17 protein-coding genes are annotated in these 15,569 nt (G+C 64.1%); 12 read left to right on the top strand and 5 right to left on the bottom strand.

All coding sequences use genetic code 11. The features are described from left to right. Nucleotides 1–41 precede the first annotated feature (41 nt). Complete coding sequence (locus IVB01_RS18710; protein WP_247281596.1) at nt 42–410, top strand: antibiotic biosynthesis monooxygenase family protein; 369 nt, start codon at nt 42–44, stop codon at nt 408–410. A 236-nt stretch (nt 411–646) separates the two neighbouring features. Here IVB01_RS18710 and IVB01_RS18705 read toward each other — a convergent pair whose 3' ends face one another. The 3 genes from IVB01_RS18705 to IVB01_RS18695 form a co-directional block, all read right to left on the bottom strand. Beyond that, nucleotides 647–1,147 (bottom strand): hypothetical protein, encoded by a 501-nt coding sequence (locus IVB01_RS18705; RefSeq protein ID WP_247281687.1) that lies wholly within the window; start codon nt 1,145–1,147, stop codon nt 647–649. Nucleotides 1,148–1,303: 156 nt separating this feature from the next. Then, entirely contained in the window at nt 1,304–1,756 is a 453-nt protein-coding gene (locus tag IVB01_RS18700; protein WP_247281597.1) for a DNA polymerase III subunit chi, read from the bottom strand. Continuing rightward, nucleotides 1,753–3,252 (bottom strand): leucyl aminopeptidase, encoded by a 1,500-nt coding sequence (locus IVB01_RS18695; RefSeq protein WP_247281598.1) that lies wholly within the window; start codon nt 3,250–3,252, stop codon nt 1,753–1,755. The genes IVB01_RS18700 and IVB01_RS18695 overlap by 4 nt, the downstream gene beginning before the upstream one ends. A 338-nt stretch (nt 3,253–3,590) precedes the next feature. On the opposite strand from IVB01_RS18695, the gene lptF reads away from it, so the two are divergent. The 9 genes from lptF to IVB01_RS18650 all read left to right on the top strand — a co-directional run bounded on the left by lptF (nt 3,591) and on the right by IVB01_RS18650 (nt 13,305). Continuing rightward, entirely contained in the window at nt 3,591–4,760 is a 1,170-nt protein-coding gene (gene lptF, locus IVB01_RS18690; RefSeq protein WP_247281599.1) for an LPS export ABC transporter permease LptF, read from the top strand. After that, nucleotides 4,757–5,854: an LPS export ABC transporter permease LptG gene (gene lptG, locus IVB01_RS18685; protein WP_247281600.1), complete on the top strand. Its 1,098-nt coding sequence runs from the start codon at nt 4,757–4,759 to the stop codon at nt 5,852–5,854. Before lptF ends, lptG begins: the two co-directional genes overlap by 4 nt. Continuing rightward, on the top strand, nt 5,854–8,340 hold the full coding sequence (locus tag IVB01_RS18680) for an LPS-assembly protein LptD (RefSeq protein WP_247281601.1): 2,487 nt from the start codon (nt 5,854–5,856) through the stop codon (nt 8,338–8,340). Before lptG ends, IVB01_RS18680 begins: the two co-directional genes overlap by 1 nt. Before the next feature lie 68 nt (nt 8,341–8,408). Beyond that, the gene (locus tag IVB01_RS18675; RefSeq protein WP_247281602.1) at nt 8,409–9,335 is read left to right on the top strand and encodes a SurA N-terminal domain-containing protein; all 927 of its coding nucleotides are present in this window, start codon (nt 8,409–8,411) and stop codon (nt 9,333–9,335) included. Further along, nucleotides 9,335–10,360 carry a 4-hydroxythreonine-4-phosphate dehydrogenase PdxA gene (gene pdxA / locus IVB01_RS18670; protein WP_247281603.1) on the top strand — a complete coding sequence of 342 codons (1,026 nt, stop codon included), beginning with the start codon at nt 9,335–9,337 and terminating at the stop codon, nt 10,358–10,360. Before IVB01_RS18675 ends, pdxA begins: the two co-directional genes overlap by 1 nt. Next, nucleotides 10,360–11,217, top strand: a complete 858-nt coding sequence (rsmA, locus tag IVB01_RS18665) for a 16S rRNA (adenine(1518)-N(6)/adenine(1519)-N(6))-dimethyltransferase RsmA (protein WP_247281604.1) — start codon at nt 10,360–10,362, stop codon at nt 11,215–11,217. Before pdxA ends, rsmA begins: the two co-directional genes overlap by 1 nt. A gap of 116 nt (nt 11,218–11,333) precedes the next feature. Continuing rightward, nucleotides 11,334–12,392 carry an alcohol dehydrogenase gene (locus IVB01_RS18660; protein WP_247494724.1) on the top strand — a complete coding sequence of 353 codons (1,059 nt, stop codon included), beginning with the start codon at nt 11,334–11,336 and terminating at the stop codon, nt 12,390–12,392. A gap of 75 nt (nt 12,393–12,467) precedes the next feature. After that, nucleotides 12,468–12,704, top strand: a complete 237-nt coding sequence (locus IVB01_RS18655) for a hypothetical protein (RefSeq protein WP_247281606.1) — start codon at nt 12,468–12,470, stop codon at nt 12,702–12,704. Nucleotides 12,705–13,122: 418 nt separating this feature from the next. After that, nucleotides 13,123–13,305 (top strand): hypothetical protein, encoded by a 183-nt coding sequence (locus IVB01_RS18650; protein ID WP_247281607.1) that lies wholly within the window; start codon nt 13,123–13,125, stop codon nt 13,303–13,305. Between the two features lie 61 nt (nt 13,306–13,366). Here the strand turns inward: IVB01_RS18650 and IVB01_RS18645 are convergent, their stop codons facing one another. Continuing rightward, on the bottom strand, nt 13,367–13,594 hold the full coding sequence (locus IVB01_RS18645) for a hypothetical protein (protein ID WP_247281608.1): 228 nt from the start codon (nt 13,592–13,594) through the stop codon (nt 13,367–13,369). Then, nucleotides 13,591–14,415, bottom strand: a complete 825-nt coding sequence (locus IVB01_RS18640; RefSeq protein ID WP_247281609.1) for a Crp/Fnr family transcriptional regulator — start codon at nt 14,413–14,415, stop codon at nt 13,591–13,593. The genes IVB01_RS18645 and IVB01_RS18640 overlap by 4 nt, the downstream gene beginning before the upstream one ends. A gap of 244 nt (nt 14,416–14,659) precedes the next feature. On the opposite strand from IVB01_RS18640, the gene IVB01_RS18635 reads away from it, so the two are divergent. Together IVB01_RS18635 and IVB01_RS18630 are read left to right on the top strand one after the other, a co-directional pair. Next, entirely contained in the window at nt 14,660–14,830 is a 171-nt protein-coding gene (locus IVB01_RS18635; protein WP_247281610.1) for a hypothetical protein, read from the top strand. Between the two features lie 6 nt (nt 14,831–14,836). Next, nucleotides 14,837–15,538, top strand: a complete 702-nt coding sequence (locus tag IVB01_RS18630; protein ID WP_247281611.1) for a Crp/Fnr family transcriptional regulator — start codon at nt 14,837–14,839, stop codon at nt 15,536–15,538. Nucleotides 15,539–15,569: the final 31 nt, after the last annotated feature.

The raw sequence follows: 15,569 nt of genomic DNA, 5'->3' as shown, positions 1-15,569 counted from the left end.
TACCACACTGACATCATATAACCAAGTTACCGGAGGCCTTCATGTCGCTGCTACGCCCGCTGGACCCTTCCTTTCCGATCGACCGTCAACTCGGCATTGACGCCGGCCCCGTCGTCCTGGTGAATGTCTTCACCCTCGACAAGGCCGATGAGCAAACCTTCCTCGAGGTCTGGCAGGACGATGCGGTCTTCATGAAGCGGCAGCCCGGCTTCATTGCCACTCAGCTTCATCGCGCGATCGGCGAGAGTCCGACCTATCTGAACTATGCTGTCTGGGAATCGACTGCCCACTTCAGGGCTGCGTTCACGCACACCGAATTCAGATCAAAGATCGCGGCCTATCCCGCGTCCGCAGTCGCTTCTCCGCATCTGTTCCAGAAGGTCGCGGTGGCAGGCGTCTGCACGGCGTAATCCGCCCCGCGAGCATTCACGGAGGGAGCCAGCAATCAGAACCGAAAAGGCGACCAACTTCTTCGGCGCATGTGTTCAGCCGAGACGGATGGCAAAGAGCCAGCAATGGGACTCCGAATTCAACGGCTTCCTGCCGCGTTCATCGGAGCGTTGAGATTGAACCGCTTAGACACAGAGAACAATGGCGACCGCAAGCGTCGGCTCTCTGGGAAACAAGTCATGTCACGCGGCCGCGCTTATGCCGACTTCTTCTTCGGCTTCGGCTTGGTCGCCTTCGGCGCCGGCTGCGGCTCGGGATTGCCCTCGATCGAGGACAAGCGTCCGGCGGTGAACGTATAGATCCCCGCTCGCGGACCGGTCGTCCAAGTCACCACGGCAACGCGGCGGCCGATGGCGTCATTGGAGAGGTTGACCGACGAAGGCGCCCCGATGCCGCGCACCACGTCGCATTCGGTATGGCCAAGCGCGACCGTGCCGCCCAGCGGCGCGGGCGCCGTGCTCGATGCATTGGCGTCTGCCGGCCCGGGAGGCGGCGCCATGCCGGGACAGCCACCGTCGGCACTGACGAGATCCTCGGCTCCCACCGGTTTATCAGGCGTGAGTGGCGGCGATTCGATCGAGATGTTCTTGATGAAGAGACGGCCGGGCTTCTGGAACCATTCTGCGTCCTTCGACAACAGATCAGTCCCGCCAGAGCAGCCCGCGACCAGCGGTGCTACGGCAGCTAACGCAATCATGAGCGAGCCGGGAAGCTTTTGATGTCGCACGATAAACTAATTCCCCGCGTGAAGGACCAGCCCTAAACGATTGTCCCAACATCCCTTTGCGGCACGAAGGTGACCGAAGCCAGCATCGTTCGTAAAGTGCAAATTATCATTAATTGCGAGCAGTCTCTAATTCCGCTTCTGCCACCGGCCCCGCTCGTCGGCCTGCCAATAGGTGACATCAAATCCACGCGCCTTGCAATCGGCCCAGGCACTGCGGGCGAGCGCAAGCGCGTCCGGATCGTCCCCGTTGAACAACAACACCATGCGCTCGTAGCCCTCCGCGTCCTGCGGCAGCGCGGCGTTGTCGACCAGGAAGCGGACATTGGCGCCGTTCGGATTGTCCGCCTCGATCGCCAGCACGATCGGCTGGTCGACGGCATCGTTCACGCGCCATGTCGCGTGCGGCAGGAAGGAATCGTCGCGATAGGTCCACAAATGCGCGTCCAGCGCATCGGCGCGCTCCTCCGACGTCGACTGCACCACGACGCGCCAGCCGCGCTCGAGGGATTTCTCCAGAAGCGGCGGCAACACGTTCTCCACCGTCATGTTTTGCAGATGATAGAACAGCACTTCGGTCATTTGCGCTCGTAATGATCTGCGACCAGACGATCCAGCAGACGGACGCCATAGCCGCTTCCCCAGCTCTGGTTGATGTCGGTCTTCGGCGCGCCCATGGCGGTGCCGGCAATGTCGAGATGCGCCCAGGGCACATCGTCGACGAAGCGCTGCAGGAACTGCGCCGCGGTGATCGAGCCGCCGTGACGGCCGCCGGTGTTCTTCATGTCGGCGAACTGGGAATCGATCAGCTTGTCGTATTCGGGACCGAGCGGCATGCGCCAGACCTTTTCCCCGCTCTCGAGGCCGGCCGCGATCAGCCGGTCGGCGAGCTCGTCATTGTTGGAGAACATGCCGGCATGCTCGGTGCCGAGCGCGACCATGATGGCACCGGTCAGCGTCGCCAGGTCCACCATTAATTTGGGCTTCACCTTCTTCGCAACGTACCAGAGCACGTCGGCGAGCACGAGGCGGCCTTCGGCATCGGTGTTGATGATCTCGATGGTCTGGCCCGACATCGAGGTGACGATGTCGCCCGGCCGCTGCGCATTGCCGTCGGGCATGTTCTCGACGAGACCGATGGCGCCGACCACGTTGACCTGGGCCTTACGCGCCGCGAGCGCATGCATCAGGCCGACGACACAGGCAGCTCCCCCCATGTCGCCCTTCATGTCCTCCATGCTGCCGGCCGGCTTGATCGAGATGCCGCCGGTGTCGAAGCAGACGCCCTTGCCGACGAACGCGACGGGCGCCTCGCCCTTCTTGGCCCCGTCCCAGCGCATGATCACGGTGCGGCTGGGCCGCGTCGAGCCCTGGCCGACGCCGAGCAGCGCGCCCATCCCGAGCTTCTGCATCGCCTTGACGTCGAGCACCTCGACCTTGACGCCAAGCTTGCGGAGCTGGCCGGCGCGGCGCGCGAATTCCTCGGGGAAAAGCACGTTCGGCGGCTCGTTGACGAGATCGCGCGCGATGATCACGCCATCGACGACGTGGCCAGCCGCGGCGAACGCCTTCTTCGCAGCAGTGGCATCGCCGACCGCAAGCGAGATGTCGGCGCGCGAGCCGCCCTCCTCGCCGTCCTTCTTCTTGGTCTTGTAGCGGTCGAACTTGTAGGCGCGTAAGCGAAGGCCCGAGGCGACCGCGACCGCCTGGTCGCTGGTCATGGCGCCATCGGGCAGCTCCGCCAGGATCGTCATGGCCGCGGTCCCGGCCGGAAGCTTGCTTGCCGCCACGCCGCCGAATTTGAGGAAATCGTTCGCCTTCAGGCTGGCCGCCTTGCCCGCGCCGATCACGATCAGGCGGGTGGCCTTCACCCCCTCAGGTGCCAGGATGTCCAGCGCGGCCCCGCTCTTCCCCTTGAAGGCGGCCGCGGAGGCCGCCCGCTTCACGAGGTCAGCGGCGCTGCCGAGCGCCTTTGCCGTCGCGGGGCCGAGCTTCAGGCCATCGTCGCAGAACACAACCAGGATGCCACGGGGGGCGGCAGACAGCGGGACAAAGCCGACCTTGATGGCATCGGACATGGTAACTCCTCCAAAATGTGGGGCTTTTCGCCGTCCCGCGATCCCGGCCAGGGGCCGGAGCTGAACGGCGATTCACTGAGGTTTTCGTACTATGGGCCAGCAGCCCGCCAGATGCCAAGCGCCGCCGTGGCCCTCAGGCCACAACGAGCGAAATATTAACCATATATTGAGGGTGCCACGGGGCAGCCATTTTGTTGACGGATCAAAGGGATGCTAGTGAGAGAGTAAGCTGGCGGAACCGATGGCTGGCCGTCCCTTGGGGATCCCGTTTCGGGATTGGGTCGGGCAGCCGGATTCCAGCCAGCATTGGGGCCTTGGTGGGATTCGTGCGGTAGCGCATGGGGTCGATTGATAAGTATATCTTCCGCACGACGCTCGCGTCGTTTGCGCTGGTCCTGGTCAGCCTCACCGGCGTGATCTGGATTACGCAGGCGTTGCGCGGCATTGACCTGATGACGAGCCAGGGTCAGACCATCCTCACCTTCCTCGGCATCACCAGCCTCGTCATCCCGGCCCTGGTCCTGATCATCTCGCCGATCGCGTTGATGATCGCGATCTCGCACACGCTGAACAAGCTGGCGACCGATTCCGAGATCATCGTGATGAATGCGGCGGGCTTCTCGCCGTTCCGCCTGTTCTATCCGTTCTTCTACGCCACCTGTGTGGTGGCGCTGCTGGTCGCCTTCATCGCGGCCTATCTCGCTCCCGACGGAATGCGGCGGATCAAGCAATGGGACGCCGAGATCACCGCCGACGTGCTCACCAACATTCTCCAACCCGGCCGCTTCGCCCAGCTCGACAAGAATCTGACGATCCGGATCCGCGAGCGCCAGCCCGGCGGCATCCTCGCCGGCATCTTCATCGACGATCGCCGCGATCCGAACGAGCGCGTCTCGATCGTCGCCGAGCACGGCGAGGTGGTGAAGAACGAGACCGGATCGTTCCTGGTGCTAGAGACGGGCAATCTCCAGCGCTTCGAAGCCGGCAAGCGCGACCCGGCGCTGGTGGCGTTCGGCCGCTATGGCTTCGACATGTCCAAATTCTCGGGCCAGGGCCGCGACGTCACCCTCGGCATCCGCGAACGCTATCTCTGGGAGCTGTTCTCGCCGTCCGAGGACGATCCGGTCTACAAGCAGATTCCCGGCCAGTTCCGTTCGGCCCTGCACGACAGCATCCTGGCGCCGATCTATCCCTTCGCCTTTGCTGTGCTGACCTTTGCATTCCTGGGTGCGCCTCGCACCACCCGCCAAAGCCGCAATTTCTCGATCGGCTCCTCGATCCTCGCGGTGTTCGGCCTGCGCATGGCCGGCTTCGCCTGCTCGGTGATGGCGGTGAAATCGCCGGGGGCGGTGCTGGTGCAATACGCGATGGTCATGGGCGCCATCGGCGTCGGGCTCTGGATGATCATCGGCGGCGTGGTGGTCGAGCCGCCTCCGCGCCTCATGGAGGCCATCAACAGATCGAACGCACGGATCGCGCGGCTGTTCAGACGGCCGGCCATCGCATGAGCATGCTCACCAACACGCTCGGGCGCTATTTCGCCGGCCGCTTCGTGGTCGCCGCGCTCGGCGTGTTCGCCAGCATCTTCCTGCTGCTGGTGCTGGTCGACTACATCGAGATGGTGCGCAAGACCTCCGGCCTTGCATCCGCCTCGGCGATCATGGTGGCCGAGACCTCGCTGTTCCGGGTGCCGCAGCTCCTGGAGAAGCTGACGCCGTTCTGCATGCTGATCGGCGCGATGACCTGCTATCTCGCGCTCTCCCGCCGGCTCGAGCTCGTGGTCGCGCGCGCTGCCGGCATTTCCGCCTGGCAGTTCATCTCGCCGGCGCTCGGCAGCGCGCTCCTGATCGGGGTGATCGCCACCGTCGCCTACAATCCGATGTCGGCCAACTTGCGCGAACTCTCCAAGCGCATGGAGGCGGAGCTGTTCGGCTCGGCGCCCGGCGGCGGCATCCAGGATGCGTCCGGCTTCTGGCTCAATCAGGTGACCAGCGACGGCCAGACCATTATCAATGCGGCGCGCAGCGAGCAGCAGGGCGTCCGGCTCACCGGCCTCACGCTGTTCCGGTTTGATACGGAGCAGCACTTCAAGGAACGGATCGAAGCGCGCGAGGCGACGCTGGAGGCTGGCCGTTGGCTGTTCAAGGGCGTCCGCCGCTTCTCGCTGGACTCCCCGCCAGTCGACCAGGCCCGCCTCGAGATCCCGACGACATTGACCGAGGCGCAGGTCCGCAACAGCTTTTCCACACCAGAGACTGTGTCCTTTTGGCAACTACCGAGCTACATCCGCTCCTCCGAAAGCTCGGGCTTCGCGACAGCAGGATACCGACTCCAGTATCAGAAGCTTCTGGCACAGCCGTTTTTGCTGGCGGCCATGGTGATGCTGGCGGCCTCCGTGTCGTTGCGCTTCTTCCGGATGGGCGGCGTGCAGAAGATGGTTTTGAGTGGCGTGGGCGCAGGCTTTCTGCTCTACGTCCTGTCGAAAGTAACTGAGGATTTGAGCAAGGCTGAGTTGATGCATCCGATCGCTGCGGCGTGGTTGCCCGTTGTGGTGGGCGGCCTCACCGGCTTTTTGGCCTTGCTCTATCAGGAGGACGGATAGTGACTGCCGTCCACCGAGGGCTCGTGTCTCGTTCGACGCGGCGCACATTGGTGCGCGCGAACGGGCGCGGCTGGTCCGTTCGCAGGCTTCTGCTCGCAGTCGCCGCTGCCGCTTCGCTCGGCGCGGTGATCGACCTTGCTGCAGTGATGCCCGCCTCCGCCCAGTACACCTATAATCCGTTGCCACCGCGTCCGAAGCCGCAGAGGGGCCCCAACGACAACCAGATGCTGGTGCAGGCGACCGAGGTCGACTACGACTACAACAATTCGCGCGTCTCCGCGGTCGGTAACGTCCAGCTGTTCTACAACGGCACCAGCGTCGAGGCCGATAGGGTCATTTACGACCAGAAGACCAAGCGGCTCCATGCCGAAGGCAACATCCGCATGACGGATGCCGACGGCAAGATCACCTATGCCGAGATCATGGATCTCTCCGACGATTACCGCGACGGTTTCGTCGATTCGCTGCGCGTGGATACCGCCGACCAGACCCGCATGGCCGCGAGCCGCGCTGACCGCTCCAGCGGCAATTACACGGTGTTCGAGAACGGCGTCTACACCGCCTGCGCACCGTGTAAGGACGATCCGAAGAAGCCGCCGCTGTGGCAGGTGAAGGGCGCGCGCATCATCCACGACCAGCAGGAGAAGATGCTGTATTTCGAGACGGCACAGCTCGAATTCTTCGGCGTGCCGCTCGCCTACATGCCCTATTTCTCGACGCCCGACCCGACGGTGAAGCGCAAGTCCGGTTTCCTGATGCCGGGCTATTTCCCGGGCACGACGAACACCGGCTTCGGCGCCGAAATTCCCTATTATTGGGCGATCGCGCCCGACATGGACGCAACTATCACCCCCCGCTTCATGACGCGGCAGGGCGTGATGCTGCAGGGCGAATTCCGGCAGCGCCTGATCGACGGCGCCTACCAGATCCGCGCTTATGGCATCGACCAGCTCGATCCCGGAGCGTTCGCCGGGCAGCCCGGCGACCGTCAGTTCCGCGGCGCGGTCGACACCAAGGGCCAGTTCGCGCTGAACGACAAATGGGTCTGGGGTTGGGACGGCGTCCTGATGTCCGACTATTATTTCTTCTCGGACTACCGGCTCTATCAATACCGCGACCCGCTCGGCTCGTTCCTGCTGCTGCCGACGGAAGCGCTGTCGCAGCTCTATCTGACCGGCGTCGGCAATCGCAGCTTCTTCGATGCGCGCACGATGTACTGGCTGAGCTATTCGGGTAACCAGAGCCAGGTGCCGATCGTCTATCCGGTGATCGACTATTCGAACGTGCTCAACTATCCCGTTTTCGGCGGCGAGTTCAGCTACAAGACCAATTTCGTGAACCTGTCGCGTGACGGAGCGGTGTTCGATCCGATCACGACGGTCGCCAATACCAGCAGCCTGTGCACGACGGCATCGGCCGATCCGCTGGCCCGTACGCCCTCGCAGTGCCTCCTGCGCGGCTTCCCCGGCACCTACACCCGCCTCACCGCTGAAGCGCAGTGGCGCAAGTCCTTCACCGATCCGTTCGGCCAGATCTGGACGCCGTTCGCCAGCCTGCGCGCAGATGCGATCAATTCCTCGGTCTCCAACCAGCCGGGCGTGTCGAACTACCTGCCCGTCGGCGACACCCAGGCGTTCCGCCTGATGCCGACCGTGGGCCTGGAATACCGCTACCCCTTCATCAACATTCAGCCCTGGGGCTCGACCACTATCGAGCCGATCGCACAGATCATCATCCGGCCGAACGAGACCTATGCCGGCAAGCTCCCGAACGAGGACGCCCAGAGCATGGTGTTCGACGCCTCGAACCTGTTCAGCGTCGACAAGTTCTCCGGCTACGATCGCGTCGAGGGCGGTGGCCGCGCCAATGTCGGCGTGCAATCCACCACGCAGTTCGACAAGGGCGGTGCCGTCAAGGTGCTGTTCGGCCAGTCCTACCACCTGTTCGGCCTGAACTCCTTTACGGTCCAGGACACCCTCAATACCGGTCTCAATTCCGGCCTCGACAAGCCGCGCTCCGATTACGTCACGAGCGCCAGCTACTCACCCAACAGCACGTATACGTTCAGCGTCCGCTCCCGCATGGACGAGCAGACCTGGAACGTCCAGCGTTTCGAGGCGGAAGGCCGCGCCAATTTCAATCGCTGGTCAGTCAGCATGCTGTACGGCAATTACGCAGCGCAGCCGGAACTCGGCTACCTGACCCGCCGTGAGGGCATCCTGACGACAGGCTCGCTGAAGGTCGCCGCCAACTGGGTGGTGTCGGGCTCGGCCCGCTGGGATCTCGAGGCCAACAAGATCAATCAGTATGTGCTCGGGGCCGGCTATGTCGACGATTGCTTCGTGCTGGCGGCGAACTATGTAACTTCCTATAGCTATTCCGCGGGATCCGCACCGCCCGTTCTGAGCCACGCGTTCATGTTCCAGATCGGCCTGCGCACGCTGGCGACCTCTTCGACGACCAGCGGTTCCTCGGGCCTCCAGTGAGCGGTTTGAAGTGCCGGCCGCGCTTGCCCCACCACAGGCTCGGCGCGGCTGACATGCGAGCGATAACCATGACGATTCCGTTGCCGATCTTCCGCCTCCTTCTCGTCCTCGCCGCCCTGTTCCTGGCCGGTGCGCCGGCGCGGGGGCAGAACATCGTCGTCATGGTCAATGGCGATCCCATCACCGATTTCGACATCGAGCAGCGCTCCAAGCTCGACCAGCTCACGACGCAGAAGACCCCGAGCCGCGAGCAGGTCATCAACGAGCTGATCGACGACAAGGTGAAGATGAAGGAAGGCAAGAAGTACGGGGTCGATCCCGGCGTCTCCGACATCAACCAGTCCTATGAGGGGATGGCGCAGCGCATGCGCATCACGCCGGACCAGCTTACCAAGTCGCTCGAATCCAAGGGCGTCCGCCCCGAGACGCTGAAGGGCCGCATGAAGGCCGAGATGGTCTGGACCAGCCTCGTCCGCGGCCGCTACAAGGAGCGCCTCCAGGTCGGCGAGCGCGACGTCGCGCAGGCCGTGCAGGCCCAGACCGGCGACAAGCTTCAGGTCGAGGGCACCGAATACAAGATGCAGCCGATCGTGTTGATCGTGCCGCGCGGCTCGTCGCCGGCGTTCGTGGAAACACGGAAGAAGGAAGCGGACACCTACCGCGCGCGCGTCGGAAGCTGCGAGGAAGCCAACTCGCTGTTCCGCTCGACACCGAACGCCACCATCCGCGACACCGTCACCAAGACCACCGCAGAACTGCCCGAGGCGCTGCGCAAGGTGCTCGACGACACGCCGATCGGCCACCTCACCGCGCCCGAAGTGACCAAGGCTGGCATCGAGATGGTGGTGCTGTGCGCGCGCAAGCCGACCATGATCGACACGCCGAAGAAGCGCGAGGTCCGCGAGAAGATGTATCAGGAGAAGTACGAGAAGACCCAAAAGGCCTATCTCGAAGAGCTCCGCAAAGCGGCGATGATCGAATATCGCAACCGCTGATGGCCGAGCCCTCCTCAGCGCGCCCAGCAAAACCCCTCGCCCTGACCCTGGGGGAGCCCGCCGGCATCGGCCCCGACATCACCATCGCGGCCTGGCTCAGGCGCCGTGAGCTGAACCTGCCCGCCTTCTACCTGCTCGGCGACGAGGCGCTGATCGCCCGGCGCGCCAAGGCGCTCGGCGCCGACATCAGCATTGCCGCGGTGAACCCCAGTGAGGCCAACGCCGCCTTCGCGGACGCCCTGCCAGTGGTTGCCACCGGCGAGCACGCCACGGCCGAGCCCGGCAAGCCCGACGCATCGAGCGCGCCGGCCGCGCTCGCCTCGATCCGCCAGGCGGTCACCGACGTCCGCGAGGGCCGCGCCGGCGCCGTCGTCACCAATCCGATCGCCAAAAGCGTGCTCTACCGCGCAGGATTCCGTCATCCCGGCCACACCGAATACCTCGCCGAGCTCGCCGCGACGGACGGCCACGTCCCGCAGCCCGTGATGATGCTGTGGTCGCCGCAGCTCGCCGTGGTGCCCGTGACCATCCACGTTTCGCTGCGCGAGGCGCTGGCCCAACTCACGAGCGAATTGATCGCCTCGACCGTTCGAATCGTTGCGACCGAGCTCAAATCCCGCTTCGGCATCACGAGGCCGCGCATCGCAGTCTCCGGCCTCAATCCGCACGCCGGCGAGGACGGCTCGCTCGGCCACGAGGAGCAGACCATCATCGCGCCGGCGCTGAAGGCGCTGCGCAACGAGAGCATCGAAGCCAGGGGTCCATTGCCTGCCGACACCATGTTCCACGAGGCCGCGCGACAGACCTATGACTGCGCCGTCTGCATGTATCACGACCAGGCGCTGATCCCGATCAAGACGGTCGCTTTCGACGACGCCGTCAACGTCACGCTCGGCCTGCCCTTTATCCGCACCTCGCCCGATCACGGCACCGCCTTCGACATCGCCGGCACCGGCAGGGCCAATCCGGCAAGCCTGATCGCCGCGCTTCGGCTCGCCAGCCGCATGGCGGCTGCGAACCTCTGATGAACGCGATCGACGACCTCCCGCCGCTGCGCGAGGTCATCCGCCAGCATGCGCTGTCGGCCCGCAAATCGCTCGGCCAGAACTTTCTGCTCGACCTCAACCTCACCGCGCGCATCGCGCGCGCCGCCGCGCCGCTCGAGGACTCCACCATCGTCGAGATCGGCCCCGGCCCGGGCGGGCTGACGCGCGCTTTGCTCGCGCTCGGCGCGAGGCGCGTCATCGCCATCGAGCATGACGAGCGCGCGATCCCGGCGCTTGGGGATATCGCCGCGCGCTATCCCGGCCGGCTTGAGATCGTGCATGGCGATGCCATGACCTTCGACCCGCGTCCGCTGCTCGATGGCGAAAGAGCAAAAATCGTCGCCAACCTGCCCTACAACATCGCAACCCAGCTGCTGATCAACTGGCTCACCACCGAGCCCTGGCCACCCTGGTACGAGACGATGGTGCTGATGTTCCAGCGCGAGGTCGGCGAGCGCATCGTTGCGTGCGAGGACGAGGAGGCCTATGGCCGGCTCGGCGTGCTCGCCAACTGGCGCTGCGAGACCAAAATCCTGTTCGACATTTCGCCGTCAGCCTTCGTGCCGCCGCCGAAGGTCACCTCCTCCGTGGTGCGCCTTAAGCCGCGTGCACACCCACTTGCCTGTGATCGCCGGCTGCTCGAACAGGTCGCAGCCGCAGCTTTCGGCCAGCGCCGCAAGATGCTGCGGCAAAGCCTGAAATCGCTTGGCGTCGATCCCGCGCGGCTCGCGCAAGCTGCCGGCGTCGATGCGACGCGGCGTGCGGAGACCATTCCGATTGCCGGCTTTGTTGCCATGGCCCGTGAATTGGCCAATATACGAAGCGAAGCAGCGTGATCCCAACGCGAAGGGCCGCGTTAGCGCAAGGTGTGAAGCGGTTTTCCCAAACAGATCATGCTCAAGCAATCGGCTAAAGCGCCAAACGTTTTAGCGGTAATTTCGGAGGAAAGAATATGGCGCTGATGCGCAGGCAGTCCCTGGTCAAGTTCGACGCGCCCTTGTGTGAGACCATCGTCGAAACGCCCAAGCCGCAAGGTCGCGAGGTCCTGGTGCGCATCGAGCGCTGCGGCCTCTGCCACTCCGACCTGCATATCCAGGATGGCAATGCCGATCTCGGCGGCGGCAAGAAGCTCGACACCACGCGCGGCATGACGCTGCCCTTCACGCTCGGCCATGAGATCGCCGGCGTCGTCGACGAAGTCGGCGCCGACGTTCCTGCCGGACTCGTCGGCGCGAAGAAGGCGGTATTCCCGTGGATCGGCTGCGGCCAGTGCCGCGACTGCCAGAACGGCGACGAGAATCTCTGCGTCAAGCAGCGCTTCCTCGGCGTCTCCATCGACGGCGGCTTTGCCACCCATGTGCTGGTGCCCGACGCCAAGTATCTGCTCGATTACGATCCCCTGCCCGTCAACCAGGCCGCGACGTTGATGTGCTCCGGCGTGACCGCCTACGGCGCGCTCAAGCGCCTGGTCGACCGTCCGCGCCAGCGTAACCTCCTGCTGATCGGGCTCGGCGGCGTCGGCATGATGGGCCTGTCGTTCGCGCAGGCGATGTTCAAGCAGCCGATTACGGTCGCCGACCTCTCACCGGCCGCTCGCGACACCGCGCTGAAGAACGGCGCCGCTAACGCCTACGATCCGGCGGAGCCCGACGTGATCAAGCGCATCCTCAAGGAGAGCGAGGGCGGTTTCGACGAGATCGTCGATTTCGCCGGCAACGAGAAATCGATGGCGTTTGCCGTCGCGGTTGCCGCGCGCGGCGGCAAGATCGTCGTCTCCGGCCTCATGGGCGGCCAGTTCACGCTGCCGATGGTGCAATGGGTCTACAAGCGCATGACCATCGAGGGCTTCATGGTCGGCACCCTCGCGGAAGCCCACGAGTTGATGGCGCTGGCACGCGCCGGCAAGATCAAACCGACGCCGATGCGCGAGGAGCCGATGGGCGAGGTCCAGAAATGGATCGACGAGCTCCGCGCCGGCAAGGTGGTCGGCCGCATCGTGCTCAAGAACTGACCGAAGCGCGACGGGCCTGACGCAAGTCTCGCCCGCCCGTACGGAACACCTGCGGCCGCGCCGCGTTGGCAGCGCATGTCGATCCGTTGCACCGTCGAAAGCGCATTTTTCATCGCCTGGAGCTGCCTGGAGAAGAGCGGCGAGCTCGGTCCTCCGGACGAGAGCGCCAACGTCATTCTCGACGCCATTGAAGCGCAGCTTCGAACCGGGGAGCGCCGGCAGTTGATGCTCGCCAACCGGGCGATCGATGCTTACCGCGTGCATTCGGCGAGGAGCAACGCCGCCGCGAAACGTGAAGCGCGCCTTGGATGATGGTGTTCGGCGGCTACCCGGCGCATCCGAGACGCCGGTTGCCAGGCGTTCACTCCTGTATGTTCACTCCTGAACACGCGGGCACGCGCAACCGGCGCCGGTGCCCGTGTTCTCCGGCGGAGAACAGAGTTCAATGGCAACAGAGTTCAATGGCATCTGGAACGTAACGGCACCATTTGGAACGCCGCGAACGTTCATTGCATTGATCCCGCATCAGCAACGGTGGAGTTGATGCGCAGGACAAAGCCGTGGGCGAAACGGTGCGATCGGTTCCCAAGCAGAACCGGAGTCCCACGGCGGCCGGTCGCGCGCCGTCAGTTCCCGCGATGACGAGAAGCAAGACATTCGCGAGCAGGATGCGCATGGCAAGCTCACCCAGAACACCAGCAACAGGCACATGGGATAGACGATGAGGGGAATGTTGGATGTGACGAGTCTCGGCCGATGGTACGATCCCATCTCGGAGCGCTGGATTGAGCCGCGCGATACGCCGACCGCGACATCGCCTCGGGCGGAGGACGACGCCGTCTTCGAACGTCAACGGAAATTGCAGGCCGAACGTATCTGGCGCGCGCTGGTCGATTGCTGCGCGCGCGAGTGAGACAATTGCAGATCATACACAAGTATGTCTGCAAAGCCGGCGCCGTGGATGGCGCCGGCCCTTATTTTTTCTTGCGGTCGGTCCCGTTCTCTTGTTTGGACGCATCGGTCATGCCGGGCCGATTTGCCCGATTTGCATTCATGCCGGTGGTATCCATCGTCCCCTTTTCCGTGGCGCCGTTGGTGTTCTCCGGCCTTTCCATGCCGCTCTGTGGAGCGGGCCCGGTATTCTGAGCGATGACGGGCCCGGCCATGGCTGCAAATGTAATTGCTACGATGAGTGCTTTCATGGGCATCTCCCTCGTCCCATGGATGACGTGCCCGCGACAGAGTTGTTCCCCGCTCTCGAGCCGGACCTCGCGCCGACGTGCGCTGCCGCTTGCGGCGGCGACTGGCGCTTCTGGTGCAGATAGGCCGGGTTGAAATCCCCGAGCCGCTGCAACTCGCGCCATTTCAGCACGATCAGCTCGCCATCGCGAAGATCCATGGCCCCGCTCCGCCTGAGATCGGCGAGCGTCCGGTTCACGGTCGCAATCGCCATGCCCAGTGTCTCGCCGAGCTGCGCCAGGCTGATCGGCATGCGGCATCGATTGCCGCGGACCAGCTGCGCGGCGCGGGCGCGATAGAACAGCTCGCAGAACAGGTGCGCCATGCGCGCCTGCATGGGACGGGCGCTGTTGTTGGTGATGGCTTCGCGAAAGATCGCCGCGTCGAGCAGCGTCTCGCGCCAGACGGCCATTCCGAAAAGCGATCGCCGCCTGAACGCGGCGAACAATTCGCGATGCGGGATGAAGGCGACCGAAGCAGGCCCCAACGCACTCAGCCCATGATCCATTTGGTCGATGAATAGGCCTTGCGCGTCCGGCAGGTCGCCGGTGAGATGGAACGCGAGATATTGCCGCCGCCCGCTACCAAGCAGATGGTAGCGCGCGACCATGCCCGACACGACCAATACCGAATGTTCAGGTTCGTCGCCCTGACAGATGAAATCCTCGTTCGGTGCATAGTCGCGCACCGTGAAGGTGAGTGCGCGGACTTCGGCAATATCCTCCTCTTCGAGCGCGGTGTGCTCGCACAGGTTCCGGATCAGCACCTCGTGGGCTTTTTCCATACGGCCGCCAAAAATCGCATTGGTTCTATCAAATGATACATCTGACGTGTATCCAGCGGATTAGAACGCGAGCCGGAAGCACAGGTTGCTAACCGGTTTGCGATGGCACCGGTTCGCTTCCACTCCACCCGCGAACCGAGCCGGCCTTGTCATGAGCCCTACCACGATCCTGGAGCGCATCTGCCGTCTGTTCGCATCGGAGCGAAGCGAGCACCTGGGAAGCGAGCACTTGGGAAGCGAGCACTTGGACAGCATCAACGATGCTTTCCTGAAGGGAACGCTGAACGAGCCGGTCCGGCCGATGTCGGATCAGGAACTCGCCCACGTTATCCGCGAGTTCCGCGCTATGCCCGTCTCCGACTGGACCGTCGCAAAGCTCTCGCGGCGCTTCGTCGACGTGCCCCGTGACGACTGAAGTCTCATGCCGCATCCGAATTTCATCGCGCGCCTCGATGCCATAGAAGGCCTTTCCGAGGACGAACGCCGGCAAATCGCCGGCTTGCCGTCTACGCTGCGCCAGGTCGCGGACGGCGAGATCGTGTTGCGCCAGGGCGAGGCCGCCACGCGCTGTGTCTTTGTTGTGAGCGGCTTCTTCTATCAGGCCCGCATCGTCGGTGATCGCAGCCAGATCCTTGCATTCCACGTGCCCGGCGACATGCCGTGCCTGCACACGCTGCTGGTATCACCCATGGATGCGGACCTCGTCGGCCTCGGGCCAAGCATCGTCGGCACCGTCGCGCACAGTCAGCTCAGGCAGCTTCTCGATGGCTCCGTCCACCTGACCCGCGCGTTCTGGCGCGAGACGCTGATTGACGCGGCGATCTCGCGGCAATGGATCGCCCGCCTCGGCGCTCAGGCAGCGCTGCCGAAGGTAGCGCATCTCATTTGCGAGCTCGCCGCGAGGCTGGAGATCGTCGGGCTCGTCACCGACGGCTGCTTTCAGATGCCGATGACACAGCGGCACGTGGCGGACGCCTGCGGACTGTCCATCGTCCATGTCAATCGCACCATTCAGGAGCTGAGACATCGCGGATTGATCGCGTGGGAAGGCAGCGAGATCGAGCTGTTGCAGCCCGAAGAACTGCGAAGGCTTGCGGATTTTGCGCCTGACTATCTGAGCTGAACGCAGCGAGTGAACGCATGCTCGAGCTGGG

Source organism: Bradyrhizobium sp. 164 (assembly GCF_023073715.1).
In the GTDB taxonomy this organism is placed as follows: Bacteria; Pseudomonadota; Alphaproteobacteria; order Rhizobiales; family Xanthobacteraceae; genus Bradyrhizobium.
The sequence above is the reverse complement of the archived record's forward strand: the minus strand, read 5'-3'. Positions and strand labels throughout refer to the sequence as shown.

Coding starts and splice junctions, on each gene's coding strand:
- IVB01_RS18695 (WP_247281598.1), bottom strand. CDS start 3,252: ATGTCCGATGCCATCAAGGTCGGCTTTGTCCCGCTGTCTGCCGCCCCC.
- IVB01_RS18655 (WP_247281606.1), top strand. CDS start 12,468: ATGTCGATCCGTTGCACCGTCGAAAGCGCATTTTTCATCGCCTGGAGC.
- IVB01_RS18700 (WP_247281597.1), bottom strand. CDS start 1,756: ATGACCGAAGTGCTGTTCTATCATCTGCAAAACATGACGGTGGAGAAC.
- IVB01_RS18645 (WP_247281608.1), bottom strand. CDS start 13,594: ATGAAAGCACTCATCGTAGCAATTACATTTGCAGCCATGGCCGGGCCC.
- IVB01_RS18660 (WP_247494724.1), top strand. CDS start 11,334: ATGGCGCTGATGCGCAGGCAGTCCCTGGTCAAGTTCGACGCGCCCTTG.
- IVB01_RS18710 (WP_247281596.1), top strand. CDS start 42: ATGTCGCTGCTACGCCCGCTGGACCCTTCCTTTCCGATCGACCGTCAA.
- IVB01_RS18650 (WP_247281607.1), top strand. CDS start 13,123: ATGTTGGATGTGACGAGTCTCGGCCGATGGTACGATCCCATCTCGGAG.
- lptF (WP_247281599.1), top strand. CDS start 3,591: ATGGGGTCGATTGATAAGTATATCTTCCGCACGACGCTCGCGTCGTTT.
- IVB01_RS18705 (WP_247281687.1), bottom strand. CDS start 1,147: ATGATTGCGTTAGCTGCCGTAGCACCGCTGGTCGCGGGCTGCTCTGGC.
- lptG (WP_247281600.1), top strand. CDS start 4,757: ATGAGCATGCTCACCAACACGCTCGGGCGCTATTTCGCCGGCCGCTTC.
- rsmA (WP_247281604.1), top strand. CDS start 10,360: ATGAACGCGATCGACGACCTCCCGCCGCTGCGCGAGGTCATCCGCCAG.
- IVB01_RS18640 (WP_247281609.1), bottom strand. CDS start 14,415: ATGGAAAAAGCCCACGAGGTGCTGATCCGGAACCTGTGCGAGCACACC.
- pdxA (WP_247281603.1), top strand. CDS start 9,335: ATGGCCGAGCCCTCCTCAGCGCGCCCAGCAAAACCCCTCGCCCTGACC.
- IVB01_RS18630 (WP_247281611.1), top strand. CDS start 14,837: ATGCCGCATCCGAATTTCATCGCGCGCCTCGATGCCATAGAAGGCCTT.
- IVB01_RS18675 (WP_247281602.1), top strand. CDS start 8,409: ATGACGATTCCGTTGCCGATCTTCCGCCTCCTTCTCGTCCTCGCCGCC.